At 42.6% G+C, this 19639-nt stretch carries 13 protein-coding genes; 9 read left to right on the top strand and 4 right to left on the bottom strand.

Annotated elements, in window-relative coordinates; genetic code table 11:
* Window positions 1-7: 7 nt before the first annotated feature.
* Both ACL8WY_RS15540 and ACL8WY_RS15535 read left to right on the top strand, forming a co-directional pair.
* Complete coding sequence (locus tag ACL8WY_RS15540; protein WP_436518066.1) at window positions 8-751, top strand: succinate dehydrogenase/fumarate reductase iron-sulfur subunit; 744 nt, start codon at window positions 8-10, stop codon at window positions 749-751.
* A gap of 172 nt (window positions 752-923) precedes the next feature.
* Window positions 924-3326 (top strand): ABC transporter permease, encoded by a 2403-nt coding sequence (locus ACL8WY_RS15535; protein ID WP_436515674.1) that lies wholly within the window; start codon window positions 924-926, stop codon window positions 3324-3326.
* A 40-nt stretch (window positions 3327-3366) separates the two neighbouring features.
* On the opposite strand, the gene ACL8WY_RS15530 is transcribed toward ACL8WY_RS15535, so the two are convergent.
* Both ACL8WY_RS15530 and ACL8WY_RS15525 read right to left on the bottom strand, forming a co-directional pair.
* Complete coding sequence (locus ACL8WY_RS15530) at window positions 3367-5745, bottom strand: ABC transporter permease (RefSeq protein ID WP_436515673.1); 2379 nt, start codon at window positions 5743-5745, stop codon at window positions 3367-3369.
* 76 nt (window positions 5746-5821) lie between these two features.
* On the bottom strand, window positions 5822-6985 hold the full coding sequence (locus ACL8WY_RS15525) for a thioredoxin fold domain-containing protein (protein ID WP_436515672.1): 1164 nt from the start codon (window positions 6983-6985) through the stop codon (window positions 5822-5824).
* A gap of 239 nt (window positions 6986-7224) precedes the next feature.
* Here ACL8WY_RS15525 and ACL8WY_RS15520 point away from each other — a divergent pair, with 239 nt between their 5' ends.
* From ACL8WY_RS15520 to ACL8WY_RS15490, 7 genes are all read left to right on the top strand, one after another.
* Window positions 7225-9756 carry an ABC transporter permease gene (locus ACL8WY_RS15520; protein WP_436515671.1) on the top strand — a complete coding sequence of 844 codons (2532 nt, stop codon included), beginning with the start codon at window positions 7225-7227 and terminating at the stop codon, window positions 9754-9756.
* A gap of 124 nt (window positions 9757-9880) precedes the next feature.
* Window positions 9881-10612, top strand: a complete 732-nt coding sequence (locus ACL8WY_RS15515) for a lysophospholipid acyltransferase family protein (RefSeq protein WP_436515670.1) — start codon at window positions 9881-9883, stop codon at window positions 10610-10612.
* A 348-nt stretch (window positions 10613-10960) separates the two neighbouring features.
* Window positions 10961-12013, top strand: coding sequence for a RelA/SpoT domain-containing protein (locus ACL8WY_RS15510; RefSeq protein ID WP_436515669.1), 1053 nt, complete (start codon window positions 10961-10963; stop codon window positions 12011-12013).
* 356 nt (window positions 12014-12369) lie between these two features.
* On the top strand, window positions 12370-12948 hold the full coding sequence (locus ACL8WY_RS15505; RefSeq protein ID WP_436515668.1) for a Crp/Fnr family transcriptional regulator: 579 nt from the start codon (window positions 12370-12372) through the stop codon (window positions 12946-12948).
* Between the two features lie 52 nt (window positions 12949-13000).
* Window positions 13001-13666 carry a M24 family metallopeptidase gene (locus ACL8WY_RS15500; protein WP_436515667.1) on the top strand — a complete coding sequence of 222 codons (666 nt, stop codon included), beginning with the start codon at window positions 13001-13003 and terminating at the stop codon, window positions 13664-13666.
* A 468-nt stretch (window positions 13667-14134) separates the two neighbouring features.
* Complete coding sequence (locus ACL8WY_RS15495) at window positions 14135-14689, top strand: DUF1131 family protein (protein WP_436515666.1); 555 nt, start codon at window positions 14135-14137, stop codon at window positions 14687-14689.
* Window positions 14690-14875: 186 nt separating this feature from the next.
* On the top strand, window positions 14876-15439 hold the full coding sequence (locus ACL8WY_RS15490) for a hypothetical protein (RefSeq protein ID WP_436515665.1): 564 nt from the start codon (window positions 14876-14878) through the stop codon (window positions 15437-15439).
* A 443-nt stretch (window positions 15440-15882) separates the two neighbouring features.
* Here the strand turns inward: ACL8WY_RS15490 and ACL8WY_RS15485 are convergent, their stop codons facing one another.
* Window positions 15883-17229 carry a S41 family peptidase gene (locus tag ACL8WY_RS15485; RefSeq protein ID WP_436515664.1) on the bottom strand — a complete coding sequence of 449 codons (1347 nt, stop codon included), beginning with the start codon at window positions 17227-17229 and terminating at the stop codon, window positions 15883-15885.
* A 121-nt stretch (window positions 17230-17350) separates the two neighbouring features.
* Window positions 17351-19567, bottom strand: a complete 2217-nt coding sequence (locus ACL8WY_RS15480) for a DUF5916 domain-containing protein (RefSeq protein WP_436515663.1) — start codon at window positions 19565-19567, stop codon at window positions 17351-17353.
* Window positions 19568-19639: the final 72 nt, after the last annotated feature.

Genomic DNA, 19639 nt, shown 5'->3' with positions numbered 1-19639 from the left:
AGAAGGATTGAACTTAACACTGAAAGTCTGGAGACAGAAAAGCGATAAGGAGACAGGCAAAATGGAAACTTACCCGGTTTCGGGTATTTCGCCAGATAGCTCTTTTCTGGAAATGATGGACATATTGAACGAACAACTCATCGCTGAGGACAAAGAGCCTGTAGCATTTGATCACGACTGTAGAGAAGGGATTTGTGGTAGCTGCTCTATGTACATCAATGGTGAGGCACATGGGCCTGGAAGAGAAATCACCACCTGTCAATTGCACATGCGTGAATTCAAGGATGGAGAAACGATCTACATCGAGCCATGGAGAGCTAAGGCTTTTCCGGTAATCAAAGACTTGGTAGTGGATAGAAGTGCTTTCGATCGTGTAATGAATGCCGGAGGTTTTGTTAGTGTGAACACTTCCGGAAACACCCAAGATGCGAATGCAATACCTATCGATAAGCATGATGCAGACAAGGCATTTGATGCCGCAACCTGTATCGGATGTGGAGCATGTGTTGCTTCTTGCAAGAATGCATCAGCTATGCTTTTCGTCTCAGCGAAAGTATCTCAGCTTTCATTGCTTCCTCAAGGTAAAATAGAAGCAAAGGAACGTGTTCAAAACATGGTGAAGCAAATGGACGAAGAAGGCTTTGGTAATTGCTCCAACACCGGAGCGTGCGAAGTAGAATGTCCGAAAGGCATCTCGCTAGAGAACATCGCTCGCATGAACCGCGAGTACCTAAAAAGCGGCATTAGCTAATGCTTGATGAAATTATATTCAAAGCCTGCTCTCTGAGCAGGCTTTTTTTATGCTCAAACCCTTTTTAACATTTTTTTAACACCCTCCATCCCAAACCAAATCCATTTGTGTAACCATTATTGCTCTGAGTAAGTATTGTCGCTAGCTTAATCTGACTCAAAACTCAAATACTATGCTAAAGACTTTCATACTCATTGCTCTGCGAAGCTTCAGGAAAAACAAACTATCCACATCAATCAATGCTTTCGGCTTGATTTTAGGCTTCTCAACTTTTGTCATTCTCTCGCTATTCGTATACAATGAAATTTCATACGACAGATGGCATTCCAAGTCCAGTAGGATCTATCGTTTCACCACTATCGATGAGGCACTTGGAGTCACGAGTAATCAGGTGGCGATCTCTAACCCAAGAATGCCCGAAGCAGCTGAGACCGAAATACCTGAGATAGAAATAGCGTCCCGAATGATGTATGGCGGAGAACAGCGAATGGAAAAGGGGGATCAGGGATACTATTCAGAGTACGCGCTATATGTTGAAAATGATTTCTTCGAAATCTTCGACTTACCTGTAAGAAATCGCGAAGAGACTCTTGAAAAGTTTAATCAGCCACACAAGCTTATTCTTACTGAAGCATATGCAGAGAAGGTTTTTGGCCCGGACCAGGAAAGTGTGGGACAGGTATTAACCATCAACAATCAATCATGGGAAGTGGTGGGATTAATGGAAAACATCACCCAAAAATCGCACCTTGGGTTTGACGCGTTACTGTCTCTTTATCCTGCTCAATCCGACTCATCTTTCGCACAATATATCAATTCATGGAGTGGTCTGGGAATGTTAGGATATGCCGTATTAGCAGAAGGATCAGATGAAGTGGAAGTGGAAAAAAAGATGGCTGATATCGCTCTGGCCAATGACGTAAACGACTTTTGGATCCCGCAACTCCAACCACTGGAAGATATCCATCTGGGCTCAGCCGGAATCTTGTTTGACTTCTATCATATAGAAAAAGGTGATCAGGTATATGTGTATGCACTTTCAGGTGTCGCACTATTTATACTACTTATCGCCGCATTCAATTTTGTAAATCTGACCACAGCACAGTCCACTACCCGAGCCAAAGAAGTTGGAATTAGAAAAGTAGTAGGTAGTTCAAAAGCTTTGCTGATTAGCCAGCATATGATAGAATCAGTGCTGATGGCAGTTATTGCAATGCTTCTTTCGTTAGGTCTGGTATATACTATTACTACGTATACTGATTTAAGTTTAAATATTGAATTCATCACTCTTGTAAGCAATGCTCCTATTCTTATTGCCGGTTACCTCCTACTCGCAATTATTGTTGGGGTATTGGCGGGAGTTTATCCTTCATTTATCCTTTCAAGCATCAAATCAGTAAACATACTGAGAGGTCGTTTCCAAACGAGTTCTAAAGGAATTTGGCTTAGAAAAACATTGGTGGTCTTGCAATTTGTCGCCGCTATTGGGATGATTTGTACAACCCTTATTGTATCCAAGCAAATAGACTACATTAAAAACAAGCACCTGGGCTTTGAAAAGGAGCAAGTAGTCAATATCAATATCGGCGATCCTGGACTTGCAGATGGAATGGATAGCTATAAACAACTTCTAGAAAGCAATACCAACATCACAGCTACAGCATATTCAAATAATATGCCCGGGAATACTTTTGGAAGGTCAGGGGTAAACGTGGAAGGTGGCAATCAGGACGAACCCTGGATTGTAAGTGTTATGTCAATGGATGAGCATTATGTAGACGCCATGGGAATGGAAATGTCAGCTGGCAGAAATTATGATCCAAGTTTTGGCTCGGATCAGCAGGAGTCTATTATCATTAATGAAGCCATGATGGAGTCACTTGGATGGGATGAGGCCGTTGGGAAAAATCTGGTTTTCGGTCAAAACAATACAACCAGAAAAGTAATCGGCGTAATCAAAGATTTTCACTTCTCCAGCATGCGACACAAGATCGAACCGCTGATGATTTTCTATAACCCGGGACCGAATAGTACATTGGTGGTGAAAGTAAGCCCTGATGATATCAGAGGAACTTTAGACTTCCTTGAGGCTGAATGGAATGGTGTTTTTCCAAATTACCCATTTGACTATCAATTTTTCGATCAGGAGTTTGATGAGATCTATGCCTCTGATGAGCTTTTCGCAAACCTGGTAAACACCTTCACTTTCCTTTCCATCGTCATATCTGCTCTTGGCTTGTTTGGGCTCTCCTTTTTTATGGTAGAGCAGCGCAAGAAGGAAATTGGTGTGAGAAAAGTACTTGGATCCACGATCAGACAAATTGTACAACTCCTTATGAAAGAATTTGTATTGCTGATCATCCTGGCCAATGTGATTGCCTGGCCGATTGCCTTTTACTTTGTGAAAAACTGGATCAGTGATTTCCAGTACAGGATAGACCTCTGGGGTATTGACAACTTATTGGTATACCTATTTGCCGGACTTGGAGCTCTTATTGTTGCAATGGTTGCTGTCAGCTACAAATCCATTAATGCGGCATTATCCAATCCTGTCAATTCATTGAGAGATGAATAAAACAGAAAACGAGCGCCCGATAATTCAGGCGCTCGTTTTTTTACTCATTCCTTAAGGCATCTGTAGGATTGATCCGTTCTGTTTGCACTGTTTTAGAGCAAACAACTAAAATTACAATCAAGAAAGTAGACAATGAAATCAGAATCATACTGTAGATACTCAACGGAATGTGATAGCTGAAATTTGTGAGCCATTGCTCTATCAAATACCAGGTCACGGCCAGACCGATCACATTGGAAACAAGCAAGAGCTTGAAATATTTTCTACTCAATAAGAACAACGTTCCAAAAAGTTTGATGCCAAGGACCTTTCGAATTGCGATTTCCTTTGTTCGTTCCTTTACTGCAAAACTTAGCAACGCGTACATTCCAAGAATCGCCAACATTACGGCCACTCCTGTCAAAAGCCCAACCAACTGTGTTGTCTGCTCCTCTACTTTGTAGAGTGCTTCAAATTGATCATCAGCAAAGGCGTATTCAAACGGAACATTGCCCAGAACACGTGCATGTGTTTCTTTGATATCATTCAATAATCGTGTGTAATCGTTACTCGATAGCTTCAACGATAGTATGTTGTGGCGGGAATCGTCCAGCACCCTCATCATCATCGGCTCGATGTAGTTGTGAAGTGATTGATAATGAAAGTCTTTTACCACTCCTTGGATCGGTGCATTTGACTGGCTTCCAAATGCAGCAATCACCTGCCCCAAAGGCTCTTCAAATTGAGCGTATTCCACCGCTGCCTCGTTTACCAAATACACATATGAGGAAGTTTCTACCTGGGAATTGATGGCATTGATATCACCAGCCATGAGTGTTACTCCATAGGTTTCAAGAAATCCGGGTCCCACCTCAATGATATGCCAGTTGATATTTTCTTTCTGTCCAGCCCAGGATACTGAATTGTTCCAGTTAGGACTGCCAGGAGTAAATCTGGAAGCACCCGTACTTACTACTCCCGGAATTTGCTCCAATTCGCTTGCAAGAGCTTTCATTTTTTCTCTCGAATTTTCATCAAATAGTTCAATGGAGAGTACCTGCTCCTCCTCCAATCCCAGCTCGGTTGTTTGCAGATAAGTCAACTGTTTGTAAATCAGCACGGATGATATGATCAACACACTTGACATTACAAATTGTGCAATCAAAAGACCATTCTTAAATCCAAGGCCTTTGGACCCAATTTTGATGATTCCCTTCAGCGCTGTGATAGGATGGAATGAAATCACAAAAAACGTGATATAGAATCCGGAAATCGTGGCGATGAAAATCGCCAATCCCGCAAGCATGGAAATCAATAAAGGATCTGACAGATCCAGGAAGCTCTGCGAACCAACCAGATTATTTATGAAAGGAAGAGCACTTTCAGAAAGTAGTATTCCAAACAAGATAGAAACTGTAGAAAGAATCAGCCCTTCCACCACAAACTGACCTACTATCTGCCTCTTGCTCGCCCCCATCACCTTTCGAATTCCTACTTCTTTGATTCGTTTGGTCGAGCTTGCGATTGAAAGGTTTAAGAAGTTTATGATGGAGATGATGAAAATGGCCAATGCAATGGACACATAAATAAACAGGTATCGGGTGTCATACGATGCTTTCACATTACCATCACTTGCCTGGAAATGAATATCTTGAATAGGCTGCAATGTAAGTTCCTCAAAGCGCATCTCTTGATCGTCCCCAAATTCTACGACTGTGGATTTGATCTTATTTACTACCTCAAAGAGGTTAGCCGACGGTGCCAATTGAACATATGCGAAATAGTTGAACTGCCCCCAATTGGCGGTTAGGCTCGTATGTGGTAAGACATCCTCCAGATTATCAAAAGGAACTATATAGTCCATCTCAAGGTGACTATTAACCGGCATGGATTTAAACACTCCTTTAATTGCATAGTCTGCATCGCCATTAACCGTCAGCACCTCTCCCAATGGATTGATTTCCTTAAACAACTTATTCGCTGCGGTCTCAGAAATAAAAATGGATTTCTTCGTAACTTCTGCAGTGACTCCTCCCTTCAGGAATTCAATATCCAGCATTTCAAAAATTTCGGGGTCAGCCATGAATACTTTGCGTTCATTGAAAACCATGTCATCATACTTGACCGCCACTTTCTTGTTGTATGAGTACTCTGTCAGTCGGGCAAACGATTCAATTTCAGGAATATCTTTCTTCAGCTTAGGCGGCACAGGCGCTGAGACTTTCACCCAGCCTTCACCTGTTTCCATATTGCCGACAACCACGCGGTAGATCTGAGATTTTTTAGCATACTGAGTGTCGTAGCTCAGTTCATAGTCGACATGCAGGTAGGCTAGAATGCAAGCACAAATACCGATTGAGAGTCCTAGGATATTTAGAAAAAAAGTGTTTTTGCTTTTCCATAAAGCTCTAAATGAGGTAAGAAACGTATTTTTAAACATAGTATCTCAGGTTTGTTGTCCTTACATAAGAGACCTAACCTTTGATAAAATGTTGCAAGTGCGAATGCAAGTTTATTTAGTTGCCTTCAAATTTCTTGAGTTGATACTCGTAGTGTGAAATATCATCGTAGAGCTCTTTGGCTAGCTCCAGTGCACGCTTTTCAAGCTCTATAGCCTTCTTTTTATTACCCAGTTTAAACTGGAGTGAAGCATACGTATCAATAATCGAAGGCTCAGGCTGTTTATCTACTGCCTGTTGCGCCCAGGAGGATGCAATTTCCAGTTGATTCTTATTTTCTACAAAAAGGTAAAACTTCCACGCAAGCTCATTTAGCTGTTCCGCATCACTCATTTCCGTCATGCCCACCAGCTCCACTGCGTGTGCCGCGTACTCATCCCAATTTTCCTTAAATTCAGCATAATGCAGATTCATCATTAGTCGCAAGGTATCAGCGCCGGTAAACGAAACATCCTTGAATGAATGCAGTAAAGCTCGCATTCCGTAATCATGGAGCTCCTCCGCTTCAAACACTTCCTGATATTGTGACAAGTAAGTATCATAGAGTTTGGCATTCACTATTCGCTGACCGATAGACGCTTCGAAGACTTCTCTATTGTTAAGTAAATACTGAAACTCACGGCTGTAGATATCCCATTGGTAAGCAGCAAATACTTCCCATGGTGTTTCTTCTTTGAGCTTAGTCAGTTCAATATTCTTAAGATAACCCGCCGCAAAACGCTCAGCATCCAAACATGCATCTTCCAAAAGCTCCAGGTAGCCGATCAGGAAGTCGGCGGAACGCTCACCTTTGTCAAACCGAATCTCCATGGATTGCAGCGTCAAGGAATCTATCAAGGCATCCTCACCTAAATTCAAAAACTGGCTAGCATCCATCGCACCGCAACCTCGATGTACCACTTCCCCATTTCCATTGATAAAGAGGAAAGAAGGAAAGACACCAACAGAATAATCTTCAGCAAGTTCCACTCCTGGATAACCTTCCATGTCAAGGTGAACGTTGATGAAATTGGCATTATAATAATTCGCTACTTCAAGATCTGTAAATGTATACGCTTCCATTTCCTTACAAGGCTCGCACCACTCCGCATATGCATCCAGAAAAATCAGTTTGCCTGTCATGCGAGATTTCGAAAGGGCCTCCTTCCAACTGCTCTCAAACTTAATTTGAGCACTTAGTACAAGTGGGACTAGACAAAAAAGTAGGATCAGCTTCTTCATGAATTTATTTTTCCAAATTGAATCATATAGTGCAAAAATTTTAATGAGCAACTCCTGCTGCTCTGCAATTAGAGACCGTCAGGGTCTCTTCATGATGCCAATTTCATTCATTTACGTCTAAATCAAAAAAACCATGCTGCATTGGCCTTACTGAAAACGATCCGATTACACATTTCTGTTCGAATCTCCGAAAATTTCGTTCATTTCCGCACAACACTGGATTTCATCAATAGTCGTAAATGTCTGATAACCTGTGCTTTACAATCCTTGGCATGCTGATTGGCAATAGAAAGCTAACCAAAACCAAATTCGACATGCTAAAAAATTATCTGATTACGATTGTTCGTCAAATTCGGAACAACAAAGTCTTTTCGTTTATCAACATTTTTGGTTTGGCATTGGGCATGGCTGCCTGTCTGGTCATCACCCAGTATGTCAACTTTCACACATCCTTTGATACTTTTCATTCCAATGCAGATAGCATATATCGGCTGGAATCGGATGCTTACAAAAATGGTGAAGAGCTCGGCCAATCTTTTACGGCTCCATCACTGATGGGAGAAACCTTAAGAGATCAATCTCCATTGGTCCAGGAAGTTGCACGCTTTTATGATTACACCTACGCCAACAACAGCATCATCTATAAAAATGGAGATCGACTAGCAAGTTTTGAGCAGCCGGGCGTTTTTGCCGCGGATAAAGGAACTTTTGATCTATTTGATTTTGAGTTTATCGCAGGTAGTGCAACCCGATTTGATGAGCCCCAAACAGCCATCCTGACTTTGGAAGCCTCAAGAAAATATTTTGACAACCCGGAAGCTGCGATCGGTAAAACTTTTACCCTCAGCGGAAATACCGGAGCCCAAGAATATGAGCTTTTAGGTGTAATAGAAGACATCCCTGAAGCATCTCATATTCAGTTTGAGCTTCTCATCTCCTATCCATCCATGGATAATTACACCAAGGCCAGAACCAGCTGGGTATCAAGTAGCCTGATTACCTATCTCCTACTAGAAGAAAATGCTGATCAGACAGCCGTCATGGAGGATGTTACTCGACTGCACAAAGAAAATTCAGAAGAAACCTATGCAGCCAGTGGTTACGCTATCGACTACTACCTGAGACCTATGACGGACATTCACCTGAATGCACAAAATGCCTGGGTGTATGGCGAAAGCATTGATAGTAAAACAGTTTTCGTATTGAGCTTTATCGCAATTATCATTCTTGTAATCGCGTGGATCAACTACATGAATCTGTCGCTGGTGAGAACTATGGAGCGATTGAAAGAGATGGGTATACGGAAATGTATGGGCTCCTCCATGCGTCAAATCACCCAACTGTTCATCCTTGAGGCATTTGTCATGAACGTCGTAGCATTTGGGTTGGCCATCCTGCTTACACAAACTGCGGAAAAATATTTGATCGAGGTGACCGGACTTCCGGTGGCCGCCTTGCTGGATATGAAGGTCTTTGCCTTGCTCTCAGGACTTATTGTAGTAGGTACATTTCTAATTGGATTTTACCCCTACATCTTGCTGAAAACCATGAACATTGTCAATATCCTGGTAGGTAACCGTGGCAAAGTTGGAGGGGTCAAAATGCGCAAGAGTATGGTTTTCGTGCAGTTTATGATCACTTTCATTTTAATAGCAGGAACTATCACGGTATATAACCAGATCAACTACATGCGTGAAGCGGATTTGGGCATAGATATTGAAAACATCCTGGTTATCAAATCTCCACCAGGCAATGTTACTTCAGAAGATCGTGAAGATGTTGCTAGGTTCAATACCTTGAAAACAGAACTATTGAGCTATACCGGCATCAAGGAAATCACTAATGCTGGTGAGATTCCGGGAGAACCTGTCGGGTGGCAAGCAGGCTTATATTTAAAAAGTGAGTCAAAAGAGACGACAGTAGCTACCGGACTGATATCCATGGATCTTGATTTTCCACAATTCTTTGGTATCGACGTGTTAGCTGGGCGAGAATTGCGCAAAGGGGACGACCCATGGACCAAAGGTGATGTGGTCATCAACAAGAAGTTGGCAGAGATGCTTGGCTTCTCCAATCCGGAAGAGGCGATCGGTGCTGAAGTGGAAGGTTTCTACGCTCCGCTGACGGTGCGAGGCGTAATGGAAAATCATCATCATACATCACTACACAACGACTATACACCTATTGCTTATATCTTGAGCTCATGGACAGAGTATTACTTCATCAAACTGAAGCTGGATGAAAACGCCACAGATTCTAAACGCGATCAGCTGGCTGGTATGGTAGAAACGGTAAAAGCCGAATGGAGCAATGTCTTCACCAACTATCAAATGGATTATTTCTTTCTGGATAGCGCTTTTGATGAACAATACAAAGAAGACATCCGATTTGGAAAGATCTTCTCCGGATTCTCAGTTCTCGCTATATTGATTGCCTGCCTGGGATTATTTGGTCTTACCTCCTATACCGTACAGCAACGCACCAAAGAAATTGGCATCCGCAAGGTGTTGGGTGCTACGGCAAACAATCTAATGCTATTGCTATCCAAAGAATACATGATTTTGGTAGGCTTTGCCTGTCTGGTAAGTATACCTCTGGCATGGTGGATCATGACCGGATGGCTGCAGGAATACACGTTCAGGGTTGACCTGGGCTGGTGGTTCATTGTCATCCCGATCGCATTCGTGGTAGGGCTTGCACTACTCAGCATTGTTACCAAAGTAATGGGAACCATAAAAACAAATCCGGTGCAGTCGTTGCGCACCGAATAAAGAAACGCCCGATCACTAACTTACTCTACTAGGGCTAACCCCGCATTTTTTGCGGGGTTTTTCTTTTTATGGCTCCAAATTCATTCGAGGTTGGCTATTTTCGAAAGCTGAAAAAGAGAGCGTCATGTCGAAGAAGAATGTGTTTGGTCAGTCCATTTGGTTCAAGAAGAAGATCTTTCAGACGGTAGGAAGGTTTGTATTGTGGTATCTGCTGAAACCTAACAAGGTGGTACTTTCCGGAAGTAAAGTGTTGACTGAAATACCCGGACAGAATGTGCTCTTTGTGTCTAACCATCAGACCATCTTCACGGATGTGATTGCCATGTTTCAGGCGATGTTTGCTGCGCTCAATGGACAGATCGACTCCATCGAAGACTGGAGCTATCTGAAGAATCCTAAAGTGAACGTGTACTATGTCGCTGCTCGCGAAACCATGGAAAAAGGAATTCGAGCAAAAATATTCGCCATTGCCGGAGCTGTGACTGTAGACCGTACGTGGCGCAAAGGAGAAGAAATGATTAAGCGTGAGGTCAATCCGGACGACACCAAATCCATCGGCATGGCGATCAAAGATGGTTGGGTTGTTACATTTCCTCAAGGAACCACCAGACAAGGTGCACCTGTGAGAAAAGGAACGGCTCACCTGATCAAGCAATACAAACCGATTGTAATTCCTATCCGCGTGGATGGCTTCCGAACGGCCTTTGACAAGACCGGACTGAAGCGACTGCAAAAAGGCACTGAGCTATCCCTGAAGTTCGGCCAGCCGCTGGACATTGACTATGAGAACGATTCAGTGGAAGCGCTGATGAAGAAGATTGGTGTGGCGATTGGGGAAGATCATCCGGTGGAGTGAAGTAGACTTCCCTAGTTGCAATACCTATTAACCCTCCATATTAGTAGGAAATCGAGAATTCTCATTTACCCGCCAATTTGGGAGTTAAAGCGGCATTGACCGGAAAAAACATGGTTATAAGGTGTTCATAAGGCATGTTTTTTATATTACGTTTATATAATTGTTAGGAGCAATTGGGGAGATTTGGACCCGAAATCGCAGGACTGAAAGGTAGCAATTTCGGCTTTTCCAAATTGATTTCAGGAGCTAACGTTAAATTGAACTGCTAGAATATGACAAAATGGACTCAAAAAAGCACTTTTGTAACTACCTGATAATCAATACTTAATTTCACGTTAGTCAGTATGTATGGATAGGAAATTTTCAAATAACGAGGTAAAAAGGGCTGGCAAAGTTTTATCATGCCCAAGTAACTATACTTCTGCTGACCTTGAAGATGCCCAAAACATTTTAACATATTGGAGAACAATTCATGCTGCTCCAATTAATACATTTCAAGCTAATCTTCGAACAAGAATAAGACGTCTGGGATTTAAAGATGCTCTAGTCGCTCAAAGACTCAAAAGAGCAGTATCGATTGTAGCTAAGCTTGAAAGATTTCCAAATATGAAGCTCTCAACAATGCAGGATATTGCCGGTTTGAGAGCCATAGTTAAAAATATAGGTGAGGTTAGAGAACTGGAAAGTAAGTATCGGAAAAGTAGCTTTCTTCATGAACTCATTGACGAGAAAGATTACATAACTACACCTGCACCAAGTGGATACAGAGGGATTCATTTGATATATCAATATGTGAACCCTACATTTCCCGAATCTAACGGACTTAAAATCGAAGTACAGCTAAGAACTAAACTTCAGCATGCTTGGGCCACTGCCGTGGAAACAGTAGGGACTTTTCTTAATTACTCTCTTAAATCAAGTCAAGGGCCTGAAGATTGGCTGGACTATTTTTCGTTAGTAAGTGCCGGGTTTTGCCGTCTAGAAAACTGTCCCGTCGTAACAAAATATCAAGAGCTATCTACGGAGGAAATATTTGAAAGTATTTCGAACAAATCCAAAGTTCTTGAAGTATTTTCTAAACTACGCGGGTTCTCCGTTGCAGCAAATCACATTGCAAATAAGGCTGGTGGAAGAAAGTATAATTTAATAACACTTAACCTAGAGAAAAAAGTAGTCAACATTCGCTTTTATTCAGAACGGCACCTAGAACAAGCAAATATCGATTACACGAATATTGAAAAGGAAATCAACAAAGGAGCAAGAATCCAGGCTGTCTTAGTATCTACAGGATCAATTGATTCCCTAAGAAAAGCCTATCCCAGCTACTTCTTGGACACAGATGAATTTCTTAACAAACTAAGACTAATTGAAAACAGACTGAAGAAAATGAAAAGCTCCTAACAAATGCTATGAATGAATGGGGTTTCATCGGTCAGGATATTTTCGTGGGGATTGGAAAGTCCGCCACAATTAATAATTTTAAATCAAGGCGTGGCTATGTGCGAGACGAGAGGTTAGTGCTTTCTAATCCCCACTCATCATAGCTGGTCGTTATGTGGCACCTCTCTCCTAAAAAATTTTGTACTGTTTGGATACTTCAGTTCGCAGGATTAATTCGCTTCAGAACACACTGCTTTCTGCAAACTTTGGAAGCACCGGCAGACTTCACTATTTTAGTGCTGTTCACAAAGTGAGAGCACACGCCTCATGGGGTTAGCGATAATCATGCATTGTTCTTGAAAGAAACTCATTACTAAATGGATCAAACACTCAGGAACTTTTTTCTTCAGTATGGTGGGAAACAGATTCAATATCTGGACAAGATAGGATTCCTTGCAAGACAAAAAACCATTAAGAAAGGGGCGTTTCTTCTACAAAAAGGGGCTATCTGTAAAAATTTCTATATCGTAATTTCTGGCTCATTCAGACTCTATTATCTTAAAGACGGAATAGATACTTCTGTCTGGTTTTCATTTAAGAATAACTCCTCAATTGAGCTTCATAGCTATATCAGTCAAAGTCCTTCAGAATATTATATTGAGTGTATTGAAGATGCTGAAGTGATAATTATTTCTAAAAGTGATATCGATCTACTATGTCAAACAAACCCAACTATTGACGCTCTATTTAAGTGCTTTTGGCAAGATGTAGTCCAGCACCTCATTAATAGATTAACCAACCTCCAAAAGTACTCTGCTGAAGAACGTTACATAAAATTGATTGAAGACACGGACTACCTAAATCAAATCCCTCAAAAATATATCGCCTCTTACATTGGGGTAACGACTACTTCATTGAGCAGAATCAGGAGAAAAATTAAAACAAAGTTGTCTTAAGACATTTTTCGAAATCCAGAATTTGCCAAATTTTGAATAAACAAAATTTGACATGAGTAAAGAAAATCTTAGAAGAGCTGAGAAGATAGCCCTGAACCTGTTTGATGAAATTGAAAAGCAGGGACTTATAAAAGCTGGAAAAACCGAAGAACAATTAAATAACGAGGTATACAAATTGTCTCATGATTTATTGGGGACAAAAAAGCATTGGCACAAACGAATTGTAAGAAGCGGAAAAAACACATTACTTCCTTATCAGGAAGATCCTCCTAATCTTATAATTCAGGATAACGACATCCTTTTCTTTGATTTCGGCCCAATTTTAGAAAACTGGGAAGCTGACTTGGGAAGGACCTATGTTTTAGGAAATGACGCGCTGAAGCTCAAACTTAAATCCGATACTGAATCCTGTTGGTATGCAGCAAAAAAGCGGTTCGAAAACAGAAAAAATTGTACGGGAGCAGAACTGTTTAATTTCGTAATAGAACTTGCAGAAAGTCATGGTTGGGAGTTTGGTGGAGAAATTGCAGGTCATATTATTGGTGAATTTCCACATGAAAAACTTGATCCAAAAACGTATGATTTATATGTTCATCCTCAGAATAACTTGGATATGAAAAAGGAAATACGCGGTAAAAAAAGGGAATGGATATTAGAAATTCATTTGGTTGATCGACAAAAGAAAATTGGCGGATTCTTTGAGCAACTACTAACGTAAACATACCGCTAACAGACACCGTCATCAAAAAGCTAACTGAGCTATTTGCAAAGGCTAGTGCTATCCGATACTTTCAAAAGGACGTTTTGAAAAGTTCAGCTTACGGATGATAGTTGGACGTTGGGCTGCATTTTGATTCCCCGCTGGCGCAAGTTTGCAACTTGTGCCTTCTGGTTTTTGGAAGATGCCGGATCAAGTCCGGCATGACTAATCGAATAAAATGCATCCGAATGGCCTTTGACAAGATTCATGGATTAGGAGATGCAAACTCGCACTTTTTTATAGTCCACACCGCTGGCGCAAGTTTGTAACTTGTGCCTCTCCAAACATGAAGATGCCGGATCAAGTCCGGCATGACTGATCGAAGAAAATGCATCCGAACGGACTTTGACAAGACTCATGGATTAGGAGATGCAAACCTGCATTTTTTTATATTACTTTAATAATTGTTTGAAGTAATCCTGTACTATGATGAAGCTCTTTTTTGCTCTCACCTTAACCACTGTATTATCGGTTAACCAACAACCGAATTTTACTTTAACCAATACCCATCTAGGTAACTTAGAACTAACTAAGCTGAACGTTGATGAGCTAGAAAATCAAATTTCTGAAGCCTTCCCGAACTTCCAAACCGAAAGAGGAATAGGTCAACAAGATGGTCCAGATTATATTTATTATTCTGTGCTAGATCGAACAGAAGAACTGTTCATAATTCGTCTTGACGGTCAAGATTCAACTAGAATAGATGAGATCTGGATAACCTCTTCAAGAATCAAAAATCAACAAGGAATATCAGTCGGCAACAGCCTTGAAGAACTTAAGTCAACTATTCAAAAATTGCAGCTTAATGCTGACTTACATTTTAATATTTACGCAAGTCAACCATACAGTTCAATATCCTACAGATTGAAAGCTGGTTCGATCAAAATGCTTAATGACTCGACTATGATGTCTCCTGACTACACCGTTCAAGAATGGCAAATCGACAACCCAGATATTGAATTTATCATTTGGAGAAATTAACAGCTTCTAACAGACGATATAGCCCACGCTGACGCAAGTTTGCAACTTGTGTCTTTTACATTCCTGAAGATACCGGATCAAGTCCGGCATGACTTATTCACGAATAGCTGACTTGCAAAGGCTGGTGCGATCAGATACTTTTATAGAAATTTGAAAAGTCCAGCTTACGGATGATAGTTGGGCGTTATGGACAATACCAGCATGCTAACAAGGATACTTATTCTAACTCTCTTGACTTTCATTCAACTCAATTTGTATGCATGCCATTGCGGTTTTATTGAAAACTTACAGCAAACTCAACAAGAGGATTTTGAGAACTCAGAATTAGTCTTTGTTGCAGAAGTCATTAAGGTTTACGAAAGCCAAGAATATTCCAAAGAAGGCTGGTTTAACAATGTAGTATATGAGCTTAAGGTCACGGAAAGCTTTAAGGGAACCACGGTTGGTAAAATAGTTAAGGGGAACGCATTAACAAGCTGTGATATTTACCCTAAGGAGAACGAAACTTGGCTCGTTTACGCTAACATGGGAATGAAAGGAATGATTTCTATTTCAGGATGCGGATTATCTAGGTCTGTTTATGAACCTCAACGAATTATGTATCCAAAATATACACCCGAACCGCCTCCAAAAGATTATGAACAGGATTCGGATTTCATATTCAACATTGGAATTCGACTTGCTGAAATAAGACTTCAAGCAGCTAAGGATTTGAAGGAGGAAATTATTTGGCTAAGGTCAAAACAATAAAGTTCATAACAGTTGTTAAGCGGCATTTGTCAGAGTGCTATTCCCACGCTGGCACAAATTTGCAACTTGTGTCTTATGCATTTCTGAAGATGCCTATCAAGCCAATTTCGAATAGATAACGTTACCGACAACTTCGGAGACAGTACCCTCAACTCGGAGAACAGTAACCTCAACCCGGAGAACAATAACCTCAACTCGGAGAACAATAACCTCAACCCGGAGAACAGTAACCTCAACTCCGCAGACAATAACCTCAACTCGGAGAACAATAACCTCAACTCCGCAGACAGTAACCTCAACTCCGCAGACAGTAACCTCAACTCGGAGAACAATAACCTCAACTCCGCTAACAATAACCGGTCTTGGGAAGACATTGCCGGGTACTGGGAAGACAGTAACCTCAACTCCGCGAACAACTCCCGCTCCGCCGCACTTCTATCTCCCTAGTCGTTAGTCAGTAGTTGTATTGCTTTTTCCAGCACGGCATCTTGTCCGCGCTCAAACTGCTCCCATGTCGGGGTAACCGGATAATCAGGGATGACTCCCCTGCCTGGATAGTTGTGACCTACATTGGCTGTGGTATACATCCACATGGGCACATTTACGCTGATCTCTGAATTTGGCAAAGTGATGGTGCGTGAATGACCACTGGTGTTTCCATCATATCCTCCGCCGGTCTCTTCTCCCAGAAAAGTAGCCCACCTCCGGTGATGCAGCACAGTGGCTACATCTGCACAGGTAGAAAAGCTGAATCCATCAATGAGCACATATATATTTCCTGTGAAGCGATTTTCATTGGGCTGCCAAATATCTAACCCTGTATGTCTAGTCATCAGGTATTGATCGCCTACTTTATCCGATCGTCCGGGATACGCTTTTGTCACCTCGATCCGATCAAAATACCCATACGAATCCTGCGCCAGGTATGAAACAAGCTGTGCGCCGAATTCATCTTTTCCACCGCCATTTCCTCTCAGATCCAGTATTAAATTTTGCGTGCCGCTTTCATTTAAAGCTTTGAAGCTATCGGCCAGAAACTGCTCGTAATCGTATCCATCGTTACGAAGTGCCTGGCTGCTAAATGTTCTGATTCGCATGTAGGCATAATCCTCACGCTGATCAAACGATAAGTAGTCTCCTGAAAAAGAAGCACGGATTGCATTGACCTCCTCCTGTGATACGCCCTCCACTTGCACGACTTTACTTTCTCCGCCTTCATTCCTCAGATCCAACGTATAGCTTGTGGCCGTGCTATCGATGAACAGCTGATAATACGCATCAAAGAGAACCTCAGCCCTGCGTGCCTTCCCTGTTTCAATCGTCCCATCGGCTGACAGATACTGATAGATCTGCTGCTGAATTGCATCCATAGGCTCATCGTCGATAGCAACCAACTCCCACCCCGGTAAGAGCCGATCATCAAGCGATTGCCTGACATAGACTTTATCTCCTAGAAATTTCAGACTTACGGGGAGAAACCGCTGGTCTTCCATAAATTGCTCACGCATTGCATCCGGCATGCTGGCACGCGTATGACCGCAGCCTACTTTACTGATCAGGAAGTTTAGGCGCTGATACAATCCAATGTCATTAAGTCCACCAACTTGCTTCGCATCGCGAAAGTATTTATCCATCTTTTCTTTCGAGGTATAGCGGTAAAATCCGGGATGGTATTCTTGCAGCTGCTGTTGCAAATAGGTAATATCTTCCTTTACCTGCTCAGCGCTGAATTGTGTCTTGGCCTGATCACAAGCGATCAAAAGCACCATCAGTGTTATTAACTTCTGCATAAGAAATATCAACGAAGAAACAAGAGCCTGCGAAAGAAAAAGTGTAAGACTGGGGAATAGGTTTTACGAATGGGTTCAACACCGCTCTTTAATAGGCCGGATCAGGTCCGGCATATCATTCCTACAAATTCAACCAGTACGTAATCTTGAAGGTCAGCGCTCGGGTGCGTGGCTGGCCAATGTTGAAGCCGCCTTCGTGAGTCGCGAAGTAGTTGTCGGTGTATACCAGGAAGATGTCCGATACCGGCTTAAATCTCCATTGGAACCGGGTATTGATGTTTAAATTCTCAATCTGGCTGTTGTACTGCACAAAAGTCGTCCAGAAGATTTTCTTCGAAAAGGTGAAGTCAAACCGTGGGCCAATGAGGTACAAAGAGGTCGTTGTATATGGAGCCGGCAAGATGATGCGATTGTAGGCAAAGTCAATCGACGTGAAGCCCAGCGGCTGGTATCGATAACCAATAGATCCTTGCAGGTTGATTCGATCTCCATTGAAGTATTGTCCTGAGCGTGTGTTGAAGCGATAGAAAAACTTCTTCCGTTGATCAGATTCATAGGCTGCTATGAATTGAAAATTGGTGTACTCTGTATCGGCGGCCAGCTCCACGCCATCCGAGCCACTCGGATCGAAATCATCAAACAGATACGTATACTGTCTTCTCAACCTCAGTCGGAAGGTTGAGGTGTTTCTAAAATCGATGTTGTATAACAGGTTATAGTCCCAATCCAGGAAGCCGTAGGTGTCGTTGCCTACCATGTCAAAGTCAAAACCCGGGCCGTGTCGTTGCACCTTGCCGCTGCTGGGAAACCAGCGATACTGAACAGTCGTCGCCAGTTGGCGGATGTCGTTTCTTCTGACAAACCCTACTTCCGGGTTGTAGCCCTCACCTACCAGCTGAGAAAATACGTCAACCGACCATTTCCGCACATTATAGCTGACGGAGGCACCCGCTGCAAACGGCTTGTCCGGCTGCACTACATCGAATGAGCGGTGATAGAAAAACCGTCCATTCCAGGAGTTGTTGGCGCTGGCTAGCACATACTCCGCTCCCAGCGTCCGGTTGTATTCACTCAAGGTGCTGCTGGCATACTCCTCTTCAGACTCGAACGTCTGCTTGTTTACCAAAAACATATTGATGTTGGATCGGTTGAAGACCTTCTGCTGCAGGCTTATCATCGAGTAATTATAAGAAGGTAGGCCTATGGTTTGATCTGCTGCTGCCTGCATCGTGAGCACACCAATACGCATGTCATTGTTTACTTTCCCGCTGAGCCGTGCGCCTACCGGAATCTGATTTTGGATGTTCTGCCCTGTGACTGTATCGATGGCTATTCCTATCCTTCGTGAGAAAAAAGGACGTGTGCCTCCATTGCCAAACCCCGAAAACAGATCTGCATTTTCCAGAAAAAACTGCCGGCGTTCTGGAAAGAATATTTCAAAGCGATCCAGATTAGTTACCTGTTGGTCTACTTCTACTTGCGAAAAATCCGGATTTACAGTCACGTCGAGGTTTAACCCCGGTGTCACGGCATACTTCAAGTCGAATCCAATGGATGGGTCAAAGTTGTTTGCGGTGCCTTCTTCAAAATTTCGTTCAGTGTTGGTAGCCACGTACGGGATCACCGAAATGTTGGTGCCCGGCTTTACGGTAGGCGCATCCCAAGTCATCTCTCGATTGTTGGCGAGGTTGAAGATGGGGAATGCCAAGGGTACAGGTGCCCATGTGCTTCTCTCGGCATATTCACTATCGACCCGATAAAAATTGACCAGCCAGGAGTTTTCGTCTTCAGCAAAGCGCAAAGTCTTGAATGGAATCGACATCTCCACCATCCAGTACCCGTCATACTGCTTAGCTTCTGCATACCATTTATTATCCCAGTCCATGCTGAAGCTGCCTGATCCTGTGCCACCATTGGTGATCAGCGCTTCGCGCATCACGCCAAAGGGATTAACACCAAAAAGCACGGCGTTGGTCTTGTCTGAGAATGTATCAAAGATCACAGAAAAGCTGTCGTTTGCAGCTCCTCTGAAGTCACGCCGTAGCGATGGTGTGACATACTTCCTTGGATCCGGTTTGTTGTACATTTTGCCCAGTACATAGATGTTATTATCGTCGTACAGAATTCGAACAACTGTCTGCGCCGCAGCTGGTAGTGAGTCGGTTGGGAAATTTTGGGTGAAATGATGGGCCGAATCAGCCTGGGCCCAGGCAAGCTCATAAGGGATGCCATCGATGGTGACTTCCTCGCTAGTGCGTCGAATTTCTATGGTTTGTGCAAAAACCCGGGTAGCTATTCCGCAAATCAGCAGAAAAGCAAATAGTGATTGAATCCTCATAGTTTACTAAAACTTCTGCAAAAGTAGCCTGAGAAAGCACACGCTTCCGACCGCTCATCCAATTTTGGATGA

The organism is Ekhidna algicida, assembly GCF_051379705.1.
Classification (GTDB): Bacteria; Bacteroidota; Bacteroidia; order Cytophagales; family Cyclobacteriaceae; genus Ekhidna.
The sequence above is the reverse complement of the archived record's forward strand: the minus strand, read 5'-3'. Positions and strand labels throughout refer to the sequence as shown.